This window comes from Geobacter sp. OR-1, from assembly GCF_000813145.1.
Taxonomy (GTDB): domain Bacteria; phylum Desulfobacterota; class Desulfuromonadia; order Geobacterales; family DSM-12255; genus Geoanaerobacter.
In genome coordinates, this window is sequence record NZ_BAZF01000001.1 from 216,012 (window position 1) to 234,309 (window position 18,298).

16 protein-coding genes are annotated in these 18,298 nt (G+C 60.7%); 3 read left to right on the forward strand and 13 right to left on the reverse strand.

The features are described 5' to 3' along the window. Positions 1-4: 4 nt before the first annotated feature. The 9 genes from OR1_RS00900 to waaC (OR1_RS00940) form a co-directional block, all read right to left on the reverse strand. Positions 5-3,109, reverse strand: a complete 3,105-nt coding sequence (locus tag OR1_RS00900; protein WP_041969384.1) for an efflux RND transporter permease subunit — start codon at positions 3,107-3,109, stop codon at positions 5-7. Next, positions 3,109-4,446: an efflux RND transporter periplasmic adaptor subunit gene (locus OR1_RS00905; RefSeq protein ID WP_082002743.1), complete on the reverse strand. Its 1,338-nt coding sequence runs from the start codon at positions 4,444-4,446 to the stop codon at positions 3,109-3,111. Before OR1_RS00905 ends, OR1_RS00900 begins: the two co-directional genes overlap by 1 nt. A 96-nt stretch (positions 4,447-4,542) precedes the next feature. Further along, on the reverse strand, positions 4,543-4,830 hold the full coding sequence (locus tag OR1_RS22975) for a TolC family protein (protein WP_272946183.1): 288 nt from the start codon (positions 4,828-4,830) through the stop codon (positions 4,543-4,545). Continuing rightward, the gene (locus tag OR1_RS00910) at positions 4,718-5,830 is read right to left on the reverse strand and encodes a TolC family protein (protein WP_272946182.1); all 1,113 of its coding nucleotides are present in this window, start codon (positions 5,828-5,830) and stop codon (positions 4,718-4,720) included. The genes OR1_RS22975 and OR1_RS00910 overlap by 113 nt, the downstream gene beginning before the upstream one ends. Positions 5,831-5,959: 129 nt before the next feature. Beyond that, the gene (locus OR1_RS21895; RefSeq protein WP_152609768.1) at positions 5,960-6,316 is read right to left on the reverse strand and encodes a hypothetical protein; all 357 of its coding nucleotides are present in this window, start codon (positions 6,314-6,316) and stop codon (positions 5,960-5,962) included. A gap of 83 nt (positions 6,317-6,399) precedes the next feature. Further along, positions 6,400-7,866 (reverse strand): D-glycero-beta-D-manno-heptose-7-phosphate kinase, encoded by a 1,467-nt coding sequence (rfaE1, locus tag OR1_RS00925; protein ID WP_041969387.1) that lies wholly within the window; start codon positions 7,864-7,866, stop codon positions 6,400-6,402. Further along, positions 7,859-8,818, reverse strand: a complete 960-nt coding sequence (locus OR1_RS00930) for a hypothetical protein (RefSeq protein WP_041969388.1) — start codon at positions 8,816-8,818, stop codon at positions 7,859-7,861. Before OR1_RS00930 ends, rfaE1 begins: the two co-directional genes overlap by 8 nt. Beyond that, positions 8,815-9,828 (reverse strand): lipopolysaccharide heptosyltransferase I, encoded by a 1,014-nt coding sequence (waaC, locus tag OR1_RS00935; RefSeq protein WP_041969389.1) that lies wholly within the window; start codon positions 9,826-9,828, stop codon positions 8,815-8,817. Before waaC (OR1_RS00935) ends, OR1_RS00930 begins: the two co-directional genes overlap by 4 nt. Beyond that, positions 9,825-10,901: a lipopolysaccharide heptosyltransferase I gene (gene waaC / locus OR1_RS00940; protein WP_237754189.1), complete on the reverse strand. Its 1,077-nt coding sequence runs from the start codon at positions 10,899-10,901 to the stop codon at positions 9,825-9,827. Before waaC (OR1_RS00940) ends, waaC (OR1_RS00935) begins: the two co-directional genes overlap by 4 nt. A gap of 226 nt (positions 10,902-11,127) precedes the next feature. On the opposite strand from waaC (OR1_RS00940), the gene OR1_RS00945 reads away from it, so the two are divergent. From OR1_RS00945 to OR1_RS00955, 3 genes are read left to right on the forward strand one after another with little or no spacing between them, the layout of a single operon-like run. Continuing rightward, positions 11,128-12,291, forward strand: coding sequence for a glycosyltransferase family 4 protein (locus OR1_RS00945; protein WP_041969390.1), 1,164 nt, complete (start codon positions 11,128-11,130; stop codon positions 12,289-12,291). A gap of 56 nt (positions 12,292-12,347) precedes the next feature. Continuing rightward, positions 12,348-13,472, forward strand: coding sequence for a glycosyltransferase family 10 domain-containing protein (locus OR1_RS20500; RefSeq protein WP_052440178.1), 1,125 nt, complete (start codon positions 12,348-12,350; stop codon positions 13,470-13,472). Then, positions 13,469-14,446, forward strand: a complete 978-nt coding sequence (locus OR1_RS00955) for a glycosyltransferase family A protein (protein ID WP_041969391.1) — start codon at positions 13,469-13,471, stop codon at positions 14,444-14,446. The genes OR1_RS20500 and OR1_RS00955 overlap by 4 nt, the downstream gene beginning before the upstream one ends. On the opposite strand, the gene OR1_RS00960 is transcribed toward OR1_RS00955, so the two are convergent. From OR1_RS00960 to OR1_RS00975, 4 genes are read right to left on the reverse strand one after another with little or no spacing between them, the layout of a single operon-like run. Continuing rightward, entirely contained in the window at positions 14,412-15,542 is a 1,131-nt protein-coding gene (locus OR1_RS00960; protein ID WP_041969392.1) for a glycosyltransferase family 9 protein, read from the reverse strand. The two genes, OR1_RS00955 and OR1_RS00960, sit on opposite strands and share 35 nt — an antisense overlap. After that, entirely contained in the window at positions 15,512-16,597 is a 1,086-nt protein-coding gene (locus tag OR1_RS00965; protein WP_052440179.1) for a glycosyltransferase family 9 protein, read from the reverse strand. The genes OR1_RS00960 and OR1_RS00965 overlap by 31 nt, the downstream gene beginning before the upstream one ends. Continuing rightward, positions 16,594-17,343, reverse strand: coding sequence for a glycosyltransferase family 2 protein (locus OR1_RS00970; RefSeq protein ID WP_041969393.1), 750 nt, complete (start codon positions 17,341-17,343; stop codon positions 16,594-16,596). The genes OR1_RS00965 and OR1_RS00970 overlap by 4 nt, the downstream gene beginning before the upstream one ends. A 6-nt stretch (positions 17,344-17,349) precedes the next feature. After that, entirely contained in the window at positions 17,350-18,297 is a 948-nt protein-coding gene (locus OR1_RS00975) for a glycosyltransferase family 2 protein (RefSeq protein ID WP_041969394.1), read from the reverse strand. Position 18,298: the final 1 nt, after the last annotated feature.

Here is an 18,298-nt window from a genome sequence, read left to right on the forward strand (position 1 = left end):
GCAATTACATCTCTTCCTCGATTTTTCTCTTTTCAAACCAGCCGTACACCGACGGGATGATCAGCAGAGTAAGCAAGGTCGATGTTACCAAACCACCAACCACGACGGTCGCCAACGGCTTTTGGATCTCAGACCCGGCTCCACCTGCAAGAAGCATCGGTATCAGACTGAAGATCGCGATGGATGCAGTCATCATTACCGGACGCAACCGGTCCAGGCTTCCCTTCCTGATCGCCTCTTCCAGGCCGAGCCCCTCGTCACGCAGTTGCGCAATGCGTGAGACCAGGACCAGCCCGTTCAGCACGGCAACGCCGAACAGGACGACAAACCCGACCGACGCCGGAACCGACAGATATTGGCCGGAGATGAAAAGGGCAAAGACCCCGCCGATCAAGGCAAACGGCAGGTTGGAAATGACCAGCAGCGCCAGCCGGATCGATCTGAAGGTAATGTAGAGAAGCAGCAGGATCAAGCCGATGGCGACCGGTCCGATGATCATCAGTTTGTTCATGGCCCGCTGCTGATTCTCGAACTGCCCCCCCCAGGTGAGGTAATACCCGGCCGGCAGCTTGACCTGCGCCCTGATCTTCTGCTTGGCCTCGCTGACGAAACTGCCGATATCCCTGCCGGTGATGTTCATCTCGATCCCGATCCGTCTCACCCCGTCCTGGCGGCTGATCTGGGCCGGCCCCTCGATCATCTTCACCTCTGCCAGCTGTTCGAGCGGCACATTGATCCCGGTCTTGGTGGTGATCAGCAGATTCCTGATCGCTTCCAGGGAATTCCTTTTCTCTTCCGGCAGACGGACCGAGATGTCAAAGCTGCGGTTTTCCTCAAACAGCTGCGATGCCGCTTTGCCGGCAACCGCAATTTCGATCACCTTCTGGACATCGCTGATATTGAGGCCATACCGGGCAATTCGCGACCGGTCGATGTTTACGGTCAGGTACGGCTGGCCAGTTACCTTTTCCGCATTCAGGTCGGTCCCCCCCTTTACGGTGGCGAGCACCCTGGCGATCTCGGCCGATTTTTCGCTGAGCACGTCTATATCTTCGCCAAAGAGTTTGAGGATCAACTGGGCCCGGGTACCGGCAACGAGTTCGTCGATCCGGCACTGGATCGGCTGGCTGAAGCCGAAGGTGATCCCGGCGACCGATTCCAGGGACTTGCGCATTTCGTTGGTCAGCTCTTCTTTCGATATGTCCCGTTTCCATTCGCTCTTCGGCTTGAATATCCCCACATAGCCGGTCTTGTCCGAACCCCTGGTATCCAGGGCGACCCCGGTCTGGCCGGTCCGCCCCACGATAGTATCAAGTTCCGGAAACTGCTTCAGCCTGGCAGCAGCCATCTGGTTTACTTCCATGGCCTTGGCCAGGGAGACACCGGGGAGCATGGCAACATCCATGTCGAACGAGCCTTCATCCATGATCGGGATGAACTCCGTTCCCAGCCGGGTTACCAGAAAGAGCGAAACAACCAGCAGCATAGCGGCAACACCCAGCACTATCTGCTTTCTGTTCATGGCATAGTCCAGCAGCGGCAGGTAGAGCCTGCTGGCATGCCGCATGATAAAGCTCTCTTTTTCCGGGTGCGGTTTCAGGAATAAAATGCAGAGGACCGGGATGACGAATATCGACAGGAACAGCGACGCCAGCAGGGCAATCGCCACGGTTATGGCCAGCGGGCTGAACATCTTTCCTTCGATACCTTCCAGGGATAGAATCGGGACAAAGGTCAGGGCAATGATCAGCTCGCCGAAGATGCTCGGTTTCCGGACTTCCATGACCGCTTTCAGCACGGTCAGCAATTTCGGATGCCGCCCCCCCTCTTCGCTCAGATGGCGCTGGACGTTTTCCACCTGGATGATGGTCGTATCGATGATCATGCCGATGGAGATCGTCAGTCCGCCGAGCGACATCAGGTTGGCGGTGATGCCGGCCAGTTTCATCACGATGAAGGTGGCCAGAAGCGATAGCGGTAATGCGATGAGAACGACAACACTCCCCCGGAAACTGTTCAAGAGCAGATACAGCACGATCAGCACCAGGATGGAGCCTTCCAGCAGCGCCTTGTTGACCGTGTTGACGCTCGCCTTCACAATGTCGCTCCGGTCGTAATAGGGAACCAGTTTGATCCCTTCGGGAAGCACGTTGTTTTCATTCATCTCTTTGACTTTTGCCGCGACCCTCCGCACAACGTCGCGGCTGTTTTCGCCCCGCAGCATCATGACGATGCCGCCGACACACTCATCCTTGCCGTCCTTCATGGCCGCGCCCATCCGAACCGCCTCGCCGACCTTCACCTGTGCCACGTCGCGGATATACGTCGGACTGCCGCCTGCGGATTTGAGGACAATGCTTTCGATGTCGCTGACATCCTTTATCAGACCGACCCCGCGGACAATGTACTGGTCAGTGCCCCGCTCCAGGAGATTGCCGCCGACATTTTCGTTGTTGCTGCCGATGGCGGAATAGACATCATCAACGGTTATCCCGTACTTCAGCAGCTTCTCCGGGGCCACTATCACCTGATACTGCTTGAAATAACCGCCAAAGGAGTTGATCTCGTTCACTCCGGCGACGCTCTTCAACTGCGGGGTGACGATCCACTCCTGGATTGTGCGCAGATCGGTCAGCCAAGCCAGCTTGGCTTGCGGATCTTGCGGCATCTTTCCTTCGAGGGTGTACTGGTAGATCTCCCCCATGGCAGTGCCGATCGGCCCCATGGCGACCTCGACCCCCTTGGGAACCTTTTCCCGCGCCTCTGCCAACCGCTCGAACACCAGCTGCCGCGCAAAATAGATATCCACATTGTCCTTGAAGACGATGGTGACAATCGACAGGCCGAACTTGGTGACCGAACGCAACTGTTCGATATCCGGCAGGCCGCGCATCGCCATCTCGATCGGGTAGGTCACGTTCCGCTCGATCTCTATTGCCGACAGGCCATCGGCGTGGCTTACCACTTCGACCTGGATGTTGGTGACATCCGGAAAGGCGTCAATCGGCAAGCGCAGATACGAGTATAATCCGAACGCAATTATCAGCAGCGACAGGAATAGGATCATCCCCTTCTGCCGTAAGGTATAGGCAATCAGTTTCTCTAGCATCAATACCTCGCTTCTGTTCTGAAATAGAAAAACAGCTGGAATGGAGCAATGGCATCATTCGTCAGTTTTTTTTCACTCCCGCAGGTATCACCGACAACTTCGCCCTTCTTCAGTTCCGATTTGAGAATGAACGCGCCTTTGACGGCGTAGCGCTCCCCCTCCTTCAGGCCGGAAGCAATCTCGACCATGCCGCTTGCCAACCGGCCCGGCTGAACCTGGCGGACCGCAAACTCGGCTGCGCTTTCCGCGACAAAGATCACCTTCTTGCCATCCAGATCCTGTACCGCATCTTCGGGAACGGCCAGGACCGGCGGCGCATCAGCGGCCAGCGCCAGTTCGACCGTGGCGAACATCTCCGGCTTCAATTTTCTCCCGGGATTGGCGACCTCGACCCTTGCCTTGACCGTGCGGGTCGCCTCGTTGACCAGGTCGGCGATGTAGGTGATGCGCCCTTTCAGTTTCTGGTCGGGAAAGGCGCCGACCGTAACGGTTGCCGCCTGCCCCTTGTGCACCTTGGCCAGGTCTTTTTCGTTGATGTCAACCATGACCCAGACCGAAGAGAGGTCGGCCACGGTATAGAGGCTCTTGGATGGGTCGGCAAGTTCGCCGACAATGGCGTGCTTCTCGGTGATGATGCCACTGATGGGGGAGCGGACCGGCAGCAGCGGCTTTTTGCGGCCATCGCCTTTAAGCTCGGCCGGCGCGACGCCATACATCGACAGCCGTTCCTCGTCGGTATGCAGCTCGGTCTGGCTGGTCTTGTAATCGGTCTCGGCCTGGAGGATATCCTTGCGTGCCGCAATCTTCTTCTCCACCAGGGCCTTGATCCGGTCCATGTTGGACTGGGCCAGGGCCAGTTTGGTCCTGGACTGCTGGTAACGGTTGAGGGCCTCGCCCAGTTCAACGCTGTCCAGGGTCGCCAGGGATTGTCCGGCAGCCACGCTGTCACCCAGAGAAGCCTTGACGCTGACGATCTTGCCGCTGATACGTGGTGAAACATGGGCGATCCGGTCGGCATTGGCCTCAACTTTGCCGGTAACGCTAATGACGCCTGCCAGCCTCTGTTTTTTTGCCGAAACGACAACCACACCATTCTGTTTCTGCACCTCGGCAGTCATCTCGACACACCCCGCCTCGCCATGCTCGGAGTGGCCTGCATCCCCTTCTTTCTCGCCCTTGTGTTCGCCATGTTCGCCGCCCTTTTCTTCCTTGTGACCGGCTTCCTTATGTTCCGCATGCTCAGTCCCGCCTCTTTCGGTCTGGGTAGAGCGATAGTAAAGGCCACCGCCCAGCGCGACTGCCAGGACGAGTCCGATGATGATTGACTTTTTGTTCACTGATGCCTCCGATGTTGTTGACGATTCTGTAGGGGCGCTGCTTGCTGCGCCCGGCTCAAAACATTGGGCGCGGCAAGCAGCGCCCCTACGAGTTCATTATTCCAACGCGCTCCCCACCGCCGCCTCCAGCCTGACCATGGCTGTCTGCCGGTCATGCAGCGCCGACAGATAACCTTCATTGATCTCGAAGAATTTTTTCTGCTCCTGGATGACGGCCAGAATGCCGACCTCGCCAAGACTATAGGCTTCCCGGGTCAGCTGCAGGTTTTCTTCAAGTTGGGGGATAATACTGGTCGTGTACAGGGACAGGATTTTTTCGCTGTTCTGAAGGTTGGCGCAGGCAGTTTCGATCTCCCGTTCGACATCCCTGCCGGCGGCCAGCAAACGGGGTTTCAACGCTGCTCCGTCTTGCTTGGGCTTCCTGCACCCCGGCCTGGTTTCTGTCGAACAGGGGAATGGGGATCGACAGCTTCAAACCGATGGTGTAGGCCGTATCCTTCCCCTCCGCCCCGCCGATCTCCATGGCTGTCGTATCGCGCCTGACCGCCACCCCGGCTGTGAGGTTTGGAACCCCCTCGGCCCGGGCCAGGGCGATCTCTGCTTCGCCCCTGTATTTTTCCGCTTCCAGCGCCTTCAGGTCGGGGCGCTGACTGAGAGCGAGTTCCTTCAGGCTGGCCGCTGTTTTTGTCAGGATTGGTGCGGACTCGAGTTTTCCGGAAAGCGTATATTGCTCCCCGATCGGGACCCCCATAAACGACAGGAGCTTCGCCCGATTCTGATTCAGTGCCCTCGCAACATCGATTCTGGCCCCTTCGCTCCGCGCCAGCTCGACCTTTACCAGGTTCATCTCCAGTTCCGGTATATCCCCGGCAGCCAGCCGCTCCCTGGTCACATCCAGAAGCTGGCGATTGAGTGCGATGGCGCGGTCTGCCAAGGCGATCCGTTGTTCGGCCAGAATGACATCATAGAATGCCGCCTGCACCTCTGCGCGGATCAGCCGTTCCCGGTCGGCCAGCTGCCAGCGATAGATCTCCAGCTCGTGATCAGCGACTAGCCGGCGCTTCTCCCTTTTAGCGGCAAGGAGAAACTCCTGGGACACCCCGATGGACAGGCTGCTCTCATCGCTGCTGCCGGTCAAGGCGCCGGTGCCTGCTTCCAAATCGAACGTTGGATTCGGCAATAGTCCCGCCCTGACCTTACCGCTATCACGGATACCTTTTCCCTCGCGAAAGGCTTTGAGGTCGCCATTATTTTGCAGCGAATATTCGATGACCCGGGAGAGTGACAGCGTCTGCTCCTCTGCCAGCACCGGTGTTGACGATAAAACAGACCCGCTTCCGAGCACCAGGAGCAAAGCCCCCCGTGCAAATGCAGTTGTTCCCAAGGGAATAACCTCCTTCTGACATTGGTTCTTGATTGCGATGAAGATGGATGGATCGAGGCAAAGTAGGCACGCTCTGCCGGAGAACGGAGCTCGTCCCCGGCACAAGGCGCAGTTAGGCCTCACTTTTGATCAGGAGAGACTTTCAGGCGGAACAAACTTTGGAAGAAACACTTCAGGAAACTGTGACACAGGCTCAATACATGAAAGGGATACTACCAGGGGTGAGTACTTGAGAGAGATGAGGTTGTTGACAGCGGATCTGTTGCATGAGCAGCCGCAGCAGTCGTCGCAATGACCGCCGTCGGAGTGATCGTCATGGTCGGGATCAGCCGGCGCGTTATCGGATGGGGTATCAGCATTGTCGTCGCAGGCGCTGATTGCCGCAGGCGAGCAGACCGAGCCGGCATGGACGTCGGAGCAAAGGTTGCCGATAGCGGAACTCAGGACAAATACGGTTATGATCAGTGCGATTAAGGCTTTGTGCATGAAATGAATTGGTCCAACCCTGTCCAGACGTATACGGTGAAGATACTAGAGTATCAAACGGATTGTCAACTTACTTTAATTTTTCAGCTGTACCGCTCCACGATTTTCTCTATGATCCCGCTGGTCGACCGGCCGTCCACGAACTCCACCAGTTCCACCCGGCCGCCCCACGACTCCACCTGTTCGTGACCCACTACCCCTTCGCGGGTGTAGTCGCCACCCTTGACCAGCACATCAGGCCGGACCGCCTCGATCAGCTGCAGCGGGGTATCCTCGTCGAAGATCACGACGTAATCGACGCAGTCGAGTGCTGCGAGCAGGTGCGCCCGCTCGTCCTGGTTTATCAGCGGCCGCTTCTCCCCTTTTAGCCGCCGCACCGAGGCATCGCTGTTCAGCCCGAGCACCAGCAGATCGCCGAGTGATCTCGCCTTCTGCAGGTATTTCACATGGCCGACATGGATCAGGTCGAAGCAGCCGTTGGTGAACACTATCCGCTGGCCCCGGTTCCTGGCCTCGCCGGCCACCCTCTTCATGACATCCAGGTTCTTGATCTTGGCATCGCTGTCGAGATGCCCCCTGCCGACCTCGGCAATGATCTCGCCCGGGGTGACGGTCGATGTCCCGACCTTGCCGACTGCAATGCCGGCGGCGACATTGGCGAGCCGCGCCGCCTCGCTGAACGGCATGCCGCCGGCCAGAGCCAGGCCGAGCATTGCCAGCACCGTGTCCCCGGCGCCGGTGACGTCGAAGACCTCGCGGGCAACGGTCGGGATATGCTCGGTCCGGCCGTCCCCCATGAACAGCGACATCCCCTGCTCGCTGCGGGTGATCAGCAGCGCGTCCAGGGCGGCGCCATCGAGCAGCTGCCGGGCAGCGGTGCAAAGAGACCCGTCATCGGTAATTGCGATCCCGGTGGCTGCTTCGGCCTCCTTGCGGTTCGGGGTCAGGATGGTAACGCCGCTGTACCGGCCGTAATCGGTCCCCTTGGGGTCAACCACCACCGGAATGCCGGCCTCCCTGCCGAAATCGGCCAGAGCCCCTAGGACGCCGGGAGTCAGCACCCCTTTCAGGTAGTCGGAGACCAGGATGACCCGGCATTCCCCGGCGGCGCTCCGGATGAACTCCACGAGCCGGCGCTCACTCTCGCTGCTGATTGCCCCGCGCGTCTCCCGGTCGATCCTGACGATCTGCTGGTTGGAGGCAACGACCCGGGTCTTCTTGCTGGTCTTGCGCGCCGGATCGACGAACACGCCGGCAGTATCGACCCCCCTGGCGGCAAACTCGTCCAGCAGCAGCCGGCCGTTCTCGTCGTCGCCGATGATGCTGCAGGCCGTCACCCGGCACCCCAGGGCCACCAGGTTGTTGACGACGTTCCCGGCGCCGCCGAGCCGCAACTCCTCCCGCTTGACGTCCACCACCTGCACCGGCGCCTCGGGCGAAATCCGATCCGTAACCCCCCAGAGATATTCGTCCAGCATCAGATCCCCGATTACCAGGGCCCGGATCTCCCCTGCGCCGGCAAACAGCGATTCGACCGCTCGTCTATCCACGGTTACCTCCGATTCTATCCAATACTCCGGCGGCCAGCAGCGGCAGCATGATCTCGTGGTGCCCGGTGATGGTGTACCCCATGCTCTTGCCTGCCGTGGGGCGCTTGACCACGTTCTGCAGGGGGCGGTAATGCTGCTGCATATCCATGTTGACCGTGGTGAAGTTGTCCACGTGATGCCCCAGGTTCTGGGCTATGGAAAGCGCCTTGAGGAACACCTCCGGCAGCAGCACCGCGCTCCCGACGTTGAGATAGACGCCGCCGTCCCCCAGTTCCGCTACGATGGCGGTCAGGAGCCGGAAATCCCGGAAACTCGCCTCGCCGATGACGGCGCCGTCTGCCGCGGCATGCTGATGGATGATGTCGGTGCCGACTGCGACATGGACCGTGACCGGTACCCCGCGCTCCTCGCAGAGCGCCAGGAGACTCCAGTCCCGATGGGGATTTTTGTGGGCATTGATGAACCTGCCGACCGCCTCGCCGTACCCCAACCCGGCCGCCACCCCTTCTTTCAGCGCACCGTTGATGTCGCGGCCAGTCTCCTCGGCCATGCCGAACAGCCCGGCATGCAGGACCGCACCGACATCCTCGCTGGTCTCACCGATGAGTGAGATCTCGTAGTCATGGATCGAACCGGCGCCGTTCAAGGCAAAGGCGGTGATGGCGCCGGCCTCGACCAGGCTTTTCAGCACCGGCTGCAGGCCGCATTTGATGACATGGGCGCCCATGGCCATTATGACCGGCTTCCCCTTCTGCCGCGCCGCAACGATGGCGTCTATGACCCCATTGAGCGCCTGGGACCCGAGCTGGTCAGGCATGGCGGCGAGAAGCTCGGCAACGGTCATCCCGCCCCTAATCTCGCCGGACTTGTCCCGGGTCATGACTGTCTTGTTTTTCCGCTCGGAAAGGGGGTAGGTCCTGACCCCGGAAAGATCGATACGCTTCGGTTTCATTGGTGCTCCAGTGAGTATTTTGCCAGAAGTTCCCGTGCCAGCGCTACAACATCGGCAGGGGGGATGTTCTGTACCGAAAGGTCGGCCGGGTCCGGTCTGCCGTGATTGCGGCCAGAGGCAATGACCCGGTTCCGGTCCGTCGGAATTATGCAGTTGGCCGGCGTGGCGCCGAACAGGGCGATGGACGGGACGTTCATCCCCCAGGCGATATGGGTCGGCCCCGTATCCCCGCCGATGACCAGGTCTGCCTGCCCGATGGCCGCCTTGAGCCGGTTGATGGTCAGCCTGGGAAGAAGCGCGGCATTAGACGCCTGTCGAGCAATCTCCCTGGCCGTCTCCTCTTCCCGGTCGTTGCCGTGGCAGATAAGCACCTTGGCATTCACCCCTTGCGCGACCGCGGCAAAAGAGCCGGCCGGGTAGTTCTTGTAACCGATGCTGGTCCCGGCCACCAGCAGCAGATGGGGGGCGGGACCAGAGAAATATTGCCTGACAAACGCCTGATCATCCTCACCTGCAAACAGGTATGGCGAGCGGTTTGCCAGCTCCTCCGGCGTCACCTCGAAACCGAGGGCAGCGGCGGTCAGAGTTGCATACCTGCCGACGCCGATAAGATCATCTGGAACCCGCACGCGCCGCCCGTAGGCTAGCGTTGCCAGCGGCTCCTTGGCAACGGCCGGGTGCAGCCCGGTAACCGGTCCGCCAAGCATCCTGGAGACCAGGGCCGACTTCAGCATCCCGTGCATGTCGATCACCAGGTCAAACGGGCCGAGGCCCTGCAGTTTTCGCAGTTCCCCCCGGAACGCGCCCCAGGTGAAGCGCCCTTTCAGCCCTTTCAGACCGAGCTTGACCACCCGTTGGATATCCGGATTGTAATCAAGGATGTCGGCAAACTTGGCGTCCGCCACCCAGGTGATCTCCGCGTCCGGGAACCGGCTCCGGATCAGCTGGAGCGACGCCATGCAGAAGACGATGTCTCCCAGCGACGAGAGCCGGACAATGGCGATCTTCATGCCTGCGGCCCGGGAGATGCGGTTCGCAGCAACAGTTTTCGCACCCCTGCGATCATCGTGTCGACCGAAATACTCGAACGGCAATCCTGATCGCTATCACACTGCTTGTTCAGGCAGTCGGTGCATTTGAGCGGCGACTGCACCGTAAGATGCGATTCGCCGCGCGGGCCGGTACGCCGGCCGTCCGTGGCCCGGTAAAGCGAAAGCGTCGGGGTGCCGACTGCCGCGGCCATATGGACCGGCCCGCTGTCACACCCAACGACCAGATCGACCTTGCGCATGATTGCGGCCAGCCGTTTCAGCGACATGGCCGGGAGAACCCTGGTCTGCCCCCCGATCCCGGCGGCAACCCGTTCCGCCATGGCTCGTTCTGCTTCTCCGGCCGACGACAGCAGGATGGAGCTGTCGCTGAACTCTCCAAGCACCTTCTGTCCCAGCTCGATCCACCCGCTCTCGTGCCACATCTTGGTTCCCCAGGTGGTGCCCGGATGAATCAGGACCACGAAGCCGTCACCAAGGGTTGCCAGGTACGCCTCGGCCTCCCGCTCCTCCTCGACCCCTGTATGAATATCGGTCGAGAACTGCATCCCGCTGTAATCGCGGCCGAATGCCGAAGAGACGATCCGCAGGCACCGGTCCGTCACGTGGTAGTCCTGCCTTCTTATTGCAACCGACGAGGTCATGAAATAGCGGTTCAGCGGTTCCCGGGCCTGATCCGGCGCAACCCCCACCCGGCGCGGCGCCCCGGAAAGCCAGGCAACGATGCCGCTCTTGGTGTTGGTCTGCAGATCAAAGGCGATATCATATTCGCAGGCCATGATCTCTTCGCGGAGCCGGCTCGCCTCACGCCAGTTTTTGAGGGCCAACGGCCGCTTTTTCCACTCCCTGGTCCGGATCAGATGGAGATGGGCCAGCAGCGGATTCCCCTCCAGCAACTCCCGGAACCGTTCCTCGACCACCCACCCGATCTCGATACCGGGGCGGACCTGGTGCAGATAATCCAGCACCGCCAGGGCGTGCACCACATCGCCGAGGGCGCTCATTTTTACGATCAATACCTTAGGATGTTTCACGATCTTTCCGACCATCGATAATGCCAGCAGCAACGGAGCGTTGAACCTCTTCCGAAAACTGCAGGGTGCCAACTATATCAGAACCGGGCGCTTCTTGCCAAGTTACTCGTTTCGGCCGGCGACAAACCGTGCCAATCCAGGGAGTTACCCCATGGAACCGCTACCGGGACCGTGCAATAAGATTGACTTGCCGCCACAGCGCGTGTATTTATAAGGCCTCAATTTTATGGGCACTATCCTCAATTCATATGGCGAAAAACCGAGAATCGCGGTCGTGGTTCCGAAATACGGCCTGGTCGGCGGCGGGGAGCGGTTTGTTTTCGAGGTTACCGAGCGGCTGGCACGCCAGGGGCGCTACGAATTCCATGTCTTTGCCAATCGATGGGAAACGGCGCCCGGCTCACCGGTAAAATTCCACAAGGTCCCGTTCATCAGCTTTCCGCGATCCCTGCGCCCTTATGTCTTCCCCTGGTTCGCACAACGGATGATCGAGCGTGGCAGCTTTGACCTGATCCACACCCATGAGCGGATTTTCCGTGCCGACATCGTCTCCCTGCACGGCACCCCGCATGAGTTCTGGGTGCGCGAGGTCCGGAAGAAGCGGTTTCCCAGCCTGTCGGACCGGGGAGCGATCGCGATCGAACGGCAGATGCTGAAAAACGGCGGCAGCAGCCTGTTTCTGCCGGTATCTGCCATTGCGACCGACAAATTCCGCGACTGTTACGGCCAGCTCCCCGGCAGCTGGGAGTTGATGCATCCAGGGGTGGAGTTTGAGCGCTTCAACAGCCCGGACCGCGATTCCTGCCGTAAAGAGGTCCGCGCCGGGCATGGCATCGGGGCGGACGACTTCCTGCTGCTCTTTGTCGGGATGAACTTCGAGGTCAAGGGGCTGGACACGATCATCGCCGCCCTGGCAAAGGCAAAAGCGGCCCGGCCGGGAGCAGCGATCCGCCTGCTGGTCGTCGGTCGGGGGAATGAGGCCAAATACCGTGCCATTGCCGCCAGCAACGGCGTAGCAAGCGACATCGTGTTCGCCGGCCCCCGGACAGCCTGCATCGAGCGGTATTACCGGGGAGCCGACGCCTTTGTCATGCTCTCCAGGTTCGATACCTTCGGCATGGTGGTGCTGGAGGCGATGGCCGCCGGTTTGCCGGTGCTGCTCTCCCCCAATGTCGGGGCAAAAGACCTGGTGGTCAACGGGACAAACGGCTATATCACCTCGGCGCCGGAAGACAGCGACACCGCTGCCAATGCGATCCTGCAGCTCTTGGACCAGTCAAGGCGTGACCGGATGGCCAAAGCTGCGGCAGAGACCGCTTCCGGCCATGACTGGGAACGGCTGGTCGAGAGATTGAACCAGTACTACGAGCAGTTTCTCGAAAACAGATGAAACACCTTATCCGCGGAAGAAGCAGTCATGAATAGTGCCGCAACCCTGAAGGGGTTATGAAAATCGCTGTCTGCGCCGATATCGGCCAGTTCCATCTCGACCGTCTCAGCGACCGCAACTGGTCGCAGCAGTTCCTGGGTTCGTCATGGATGACCAGTCTCTACGAGCGCCAGACGGAACTTGGGATCGAGGTGGCATCCGGCGATGTGGCTCTGCAGCGGGTGCAGTCCGGCGAATGGCGGGCAGCCGATGTCCATGTGATCCAGGAAATGGACGCTCGCCATGGCCGGGAACTCTGCCGTCTGGGCGCAGTGCCGTCGGTTCTCACCATGCTCGAATCCCCGCTCGTGGCATACCGCAGCGTTGACCGCCTGATCCGCTCAGGCGTAAGGTTCAGCCACTGCATCGGGCCGCGGGGAATCTTCGAACGGGCGCCGGCGCTACGGGATGCCCGCCACTGGCGGCTTTGGTTCCCGAGTTACTGGCGCGGCCAATTCCCCTCACCGGTGCCGTGGCAACAACGCCGGCACGCCGTGCTGGTTGCGGCGAACAAGTATTGGTGCGAACAAAAATGGGCGCAGGTGGAAAGCACGAAGGATGTGCTGCGCATCGTGCGGCACGGCATCCGGAAACGGCTCTCCCCGACCTATCAGTCCTGCAAACGGTTACAGCTGCATGATACGCGGCTCGAGCTCCTCAATGTTCTCGGCAGGCGCGGCCAGGTCGAGGTCTTCGGCCGCGGCTGGGACGACACCGGGAACTTGCCGCCACACCAGGCCGCGCGGCTCGCCGCGATTCATGCAGTATTCAAGGGGCCATGCGGGGAAAAGCACGAGCTTCTGAGCCGCTACAAGTTCACCATTGCCTTTGAAAACACTGAGTACCCGGGCTATGTGACCGAAAAACCGATCGACGCCCTGGTAGGAGCCTCGATTCCGGTGTATCTGGGCGCTCCGGATATTGCCGAGCAGTTGCCAGGCGAGGCGTTTATCGATGCTCGGACATTCAGTTCTACCGAGGCGATCGCCGCCTACCTGGAGCAGGTGACCGAGTCCGAGGCCGGGGCAATGATAGCTTCTGGCCAGGAGTTCCTCCGCTCTCCGGCCGGCCAACGCCATACCTACGAGGGTTTCGCCGAGTGGGTCGTGGCGCTTGCCGCTGGAAAGGCACCGACCGAATGAGCGGCACTACCCCCTGCGCTATCGAGGTCCTGGTCCTCACCTACAACCGGGCGCCACTCCTCGCTGCCACGATCGAGTCGCTGCTGGCCCAGTCGCATCCGGCTAGCCGGATCTGCGTGCTCGACAACGGCAGCAGCGATGACACGGCGCAGGTGGTACGGTCGTTTGCAGGGCGCGGAGTGGAACTGGTCTGCCGGGGCTCGAATGATCCGCGCGCATGCTGGTCTGATCTGCAGGACATGGCCCGCGGACCCTGGACCATGCTGTTCCATGACGATGATCTCCTGCATCCGGACTATCTGCGCGACCTGTCCGCGGCGCTTGTCAATGAACCGCACGCCACGGTGGCAGTGTCGGCCATGCGCGTGCACCGGGATCCGGAGAACGTGGGGTGGGAACGGGTACGGTCCGACCGTTACCGCAACCTGACGGCGCGACAGCTGGCAGCACTTCTGTATGGCGGGTTCCCGATGCCGTTCTGCTCGGCGGTCTATCGCACCGATGTCCTGCGGCAAGGGCGATTCGAATATGAGACCTACGGCAAGATCGCTGACCGCCCGTTCGTGATCGATGCGGCCAAGGCCGGCAGCGCCCTGGTCATGCTCGATCGATATGTGAAATACCGGAGCCATGACAAACAGGACAGCGCCGATCAGGCGACCGGGCCGTTTCTGCCGGAGATCTTCGCTCTGCAGCGCTACTACCGCCAGCTGCTGGGGGAGCGGTTGAGCGATGCCGGCGGCCGGATTTTTCTGCGCCGCAACTATGTCAATCTGCTGAGGGAATTTGAACGGCTGAATCGGAACGCTGCTGAACCGATGTCGCAGGAGGAATTCTTTCAGAGGGCAATCGAGGCGAAAGCGGCGTCACCCCGGTCCCTGCGCTTCGGCGCCTGTTATAGCGCCCTGACGCAGATCTCAAAGCGGATCGAGCGGGGGGTCAAGTCGCTTGTCCGCCGGAATCCCGCTGCATAAGCAGTATCCTGTCGATATCCGCGATAACCTCAGCCACGCTCAACTCTTCGAGACACCGGCTTTTCCTGGAATCGTCGCACCCCATTCCGTGGCACGGCACGCACTCTGTAGCGGGGGTGATAATTCGGTGCCGGTCATCGCTCAAACGCCAATCGCGCCAATCAGACGGGCCATGAATGGTGGCCGTCGCTATTCCGAGAGCTGCAGCCATGTGCGGGGCCGCGCTGTCGACTCCGATATGGAGCGAACTCAGGCTGATGACTGCCGTCAGTTCTCCCAGCGTCGTCTTTCCGGCCAGGCTAAAGGCGCGCCCCTCCAGGCCATTGATAATAGCCTCGGCAGCTGCCGCCTCCTCGGGAGATCCGATGATCACGCTGGGGAGCTGATGCTGGTCCCAGAGCCACTCGATGACCGCCCGCCATTTCCCGCTGTCCCACTCCTTGTAGGCCCAGCGCGAAAACGGGTTCAGGGTAACCATGCGCCCACCGGGAGCCAGACCGGCTTTCGCCAGAAGCGCCACGCCTTGTTCGCGGTCATGCGGCGCAACATATAAACGCGGCAGGCTGTCGGGTGTATCGATCCCGAGCTCCCGGATAATCCGCAGCGACTGATCCGCGCCCGGATGCACACCTGCCGGACCGGCCGGCAAACTTTCCGGAAGTACCCTGGTGAACATCAGATCGTGCCAGGACCATTGCTCTCCGACCCGCCGCCCGACCCGCTCTGCGGCACCGGTAATAAAGGAGAGAAAAGCCCCGCGGTCGCCGGTCCGCAGGTCGATCGCCAGATCGTATCTTGCCCGGCGCAGTCTGCCAGCAAACCCGAGGTATTCGCCCATAACCTTGAACAGCTTGCCTCTCGGCTTGATCGACTCCACCACCTCATGGAGATGAGGATCGCCAGCCAGCAGAGTACCGAACGGCTTACGCACCATGATGGAGACCCTGGCATCCGGGTAGCTCTCCTTCAGCGCCCGGATCGTCGGAGTGGTCAGCACCACATCGCCGATATCCCCCAACTGGATCAGCAGGATGTTTGCCGGTGGCCGAAGTTTCGCAGGAGAGGTCATGCCGTGCTCTCTCCCATTTTTTGCCATTTCAGTACCCGCTCCAGCGCCATCTCCGGCGTGATGGCCGCAGTGCAGGCGCAGTAACCGCCGGGGAAATCGTCCGGGCATCTCTCCCCACCCGGATGGCACGGCTCGATCAGGCAGAGATATTCTCCCTTCACCCCTATCGGCGCCCAGTGGGCCGGGTCGATATCGACCCTAGGTGGAAAGATGCCGAGGGCATGGATGCCGAGGGCCGCTGCCAGGTGTAACGGACCGGTGCCGCTGGCAACCAGGCCGTCCGCCCTGGCGATAAAGGCCAGGAACTGTCTGAGGCTCAACCGTCCGGTCAGATCCACCACTCCCGGAACAGCGAACAGTTCCGGGACATCTCTGCGGAGCGTTGCCCCTTCCTTTTCCACGCCGGAGACAAAGACCCGGAACCTATCCGGGGGGAGCATCCGCGCAAGAGATAGAAAATGGGAGGCGGGCCATTCCCGGCCGTTGCCGCTCGATTTCGGATGGAAAATGATATTTAGCCGCCCTGGGTCCAGGAGTTCGCTTAATTCCGGCTCCAGGCCGGGCAGACGGGTCAGCCCGAAAAAACCGGGAACCCCGGATAAGGGGAAGCTGGTCGCCAGGCCGATGCCGGCCAGGTTCTCCAGGTTCAGCTCGATCTCATGCCTGCCGCTGCGGCGGCGACTGTAAAACACGAAGCGGTTGCACAGGCGGGCGACCTTGCGGCGGCGCAGATTGCCGACCCTGATCGGGATTCCGGCCCGAAAGGCGGCGACAGCAAGGTCAAAGTGGGGAAACGGATTGAGGAAGATATCGATCCCCTGTCGGTTCAGAAGGTCGGGATCATTGATCACCGCGCCGGCCTCCAGAAAGGCGTCGATATGCTCGCAGCACTCGATCACCGGCCGGGCGTAAGGACTGCCGACAAAGCAGATCTTGAGATGCGGCAGCTCCCTTTTTATGATCCCGGCGAGCGGAAGCGAAGCCACGACGTCGCCCAAGGCCATCGGGTGGCCGATGGCGAGCCAACGGGCATCTTTCAGCTGCCGGGAGGTAATGGCCATGTTCAAACGCTGCAGGATCATTTCCGGTTGCGCTCCATCAATTTGGCATATTTCGCGAACACCGAGACCGCATTGGAAACGGAGACCAGATACCCGGCAAAACCGTCCAGGAAGCCGAGCTGGAAGAGATAGGTGCGGATAAACATGTACAGGGGCCTGACTGTGATGTCGGCATACCCGGCGAAGCGGCCGGCAGCATGCATCTGTTCCGCGGCCAGATCGGTGTAATGGTTCATCTTGGCGAGCATGTCGCGGAATCCGGCAAAGGAGTAATGGAGCAGATGGTGGCAACAGTCGCCGACAGTACCGGAAACAATCACCCGTTCATGGACAGGGCTGTCGGAGAACCGGGCGCGCCTCCGGTCGAAGAGCCGGATGGTCCGGTCCGGATACCAGCCGCAATGGCGGATCTCGTTCTTTCCCACAAAGGTGCGGCGGGGTACGGTGTAACCGGGGAGCCGGTCGCCGGCCTCAGCAAGCTCCCTGAGCTCCGCGGCCAGTTCCGGGGTGACCCGCTCGTCGCAGTCGATGCTGAAGATCAGGTCGTGGGCGGCCAGCTCGACCGCAGCCTGCTTTTGCGGGCCGAACCCCTGCCAGGGGATGACATGGACCCGGTCCGTAAAGCCTTTGGCAATGGCCACGGTGTTGTCGCTGCTCCCGGAGTCGACCACCACGATCTCGTCGGCCCAGCGGACGCTGTCGAGACAGTCGCCAATCCTGGCCTCTTCATCCCTGGCAATGACTATGCACGAAATCTTATCTGCCATTCCACATCATTCCGTTACTCCGGTCATTCCGCCGTTGATCCCCCATGACGATGGGCAGCCGCTGAGATGCCAGCACAGGAGGGTCGCGTTGATACGCAACCTGCTGCGGCTGTTGGCGCTGAACAGCGCTGTGGCCAGCTGGCCGGTGAGCGACAATATAAGCCTCATAACGAGACCGCACCGCAACAGGAAACAGGCGGCAATGGATCGATGTTTGCGGAAATAGAGGTAGCGCGACCGCCAGTACTCGATCCTGGCCCCTACATTGACCCGCTTGGCCGACTGCCCCTGGAGATGGTAGATGCGGGCAGCGGGGTGGAACATCACCCGCCAGCCGCTGTCTTTCATCTGCAGGCACCAGTCGGTCTCCTCGAAGAAAAAGAAGAACCGTTCGTCCAGCATCCCGACCCGATCGACCGCCTCTTTCGCCACGACCATGCAGGCGCCGATAATCGACTCCACCTCGACCGGCTGGCTGAATCGTGCTTCCTTGCCCGGATACCGTGCCGGAAAAAGCCGCCGCAGCAGGGACTTGCTGAACAGTTCGGTCGCGAGGGTCGGGCAGTTGGCAATCGAATTCTGCAGCGAGCCGTCCCTGTTCAGGAGCTGGCCGCCGCAGATTGCGACGTCGCGGTTTGCATCCATGAACGAGACGATCGTTGCTGCCGCAGACGGGGTCAGCTGGGCATCGCTGTTCAGGAGCATCAGATATCGTCCGGACGCTGCCCTGATCGCCAGGTTGTTCGCCCGGGCAAACCCCAGGTTGCAAGTATTGGCGATGCAGCGCACCCCGGGAAAGGCTTCCTGCACCGCAGCGACGCTCCCGTCCGTGCTCGCGTTGTCGATCACGAAGATCTCGACCAGCAGAGGCGACACGGTAGCGTAGACCGATGCCAGGCAATCGAGGAGCAGCACCCGGGTGTTATAGTTGACGATGATTACGGATAGATCCATA

Excerpts from the sequence above, each read along its gene's own strand:
- OR1_RS20500 (WP_052440178.1), top strand. The coding sequence starts at position 12,348 with ATGAAAATCGCTGTCTGCGCCGATATCGGCCAGTTCCATCTCGACCGT.
- OR1_RS21895 (WP_152609768.1), bottom strand. The coding sequence starts at position 6,316 with ATGCACAAAGCCTTAATCGCACTGATCATAACCGTATTTGTCCTGAGT.
- OR1_RS00945 (WP_041969390.1), top strand. The coding sequence starts at position 11,128 with ATGGGCACTATCCTCAATTCATATGGCGAAAAACCGAGAATCGCGGTC.
- OR1_RS00900 (WP_041969384.1), bottom strand. The coding sequence starts at position 3,109 with ATGCTAGAGAAACTGATTGCCTATACCTTACGGCAGAAGGGGATGATC.
- OR1_RS00955 (WP_041969391.1), top strand. The coding sequence starts at position 13,469 with ATGAGCGGCACTACCCCCTGCGCTATCGAGGTCCTGGTCCTCACCTAC.
- OR1_RS00975 (WP_041969394.1), bottom strand. The coding sequence starts at position 18,297 with ATGGATCTATCCGTAATCATCGTCAACTATAACACCCGGGTGCTGCTC.
- OR1_RS00970 (WP_041969393.1), bottom strand. The coding sequence starts at position 17,343 with ATGGCAGATAAGATTTCGTGCATAGTCATTGCCAGGGATGAAGAGGCC.
- OR1_RS00965 (WP_052440179.1), bottom strand. The coding sequence starts at position 16,597 with ATGATCCTGCAGCGTTTGAACATGGCCATTACCTCCCGGCAGCTGAAA.
- OR1_RS00960 (WP_041969392.1), bottom strand. The coding sequence starts at position 15,542 with ATGGCAAAAAATGGGAGAGAGCACGGCATGACCTCTCCTGCGAAACTT.
- waaC (WP_041969389.1), bottom strand. The coding sequence starts at position 9,828 with ATGAAGATCGCCATTGTCCGGCTCTCGTCGCTGGGAGACATCGTCTTC.
- OR1_RS00930 (WP_041969388.1), bottom strand. The coding sequence starts at position 8,818 with ATGAAACCGAAGCGTATCGATCTTTCCGGGGTCAGGACCTACCCCCTT.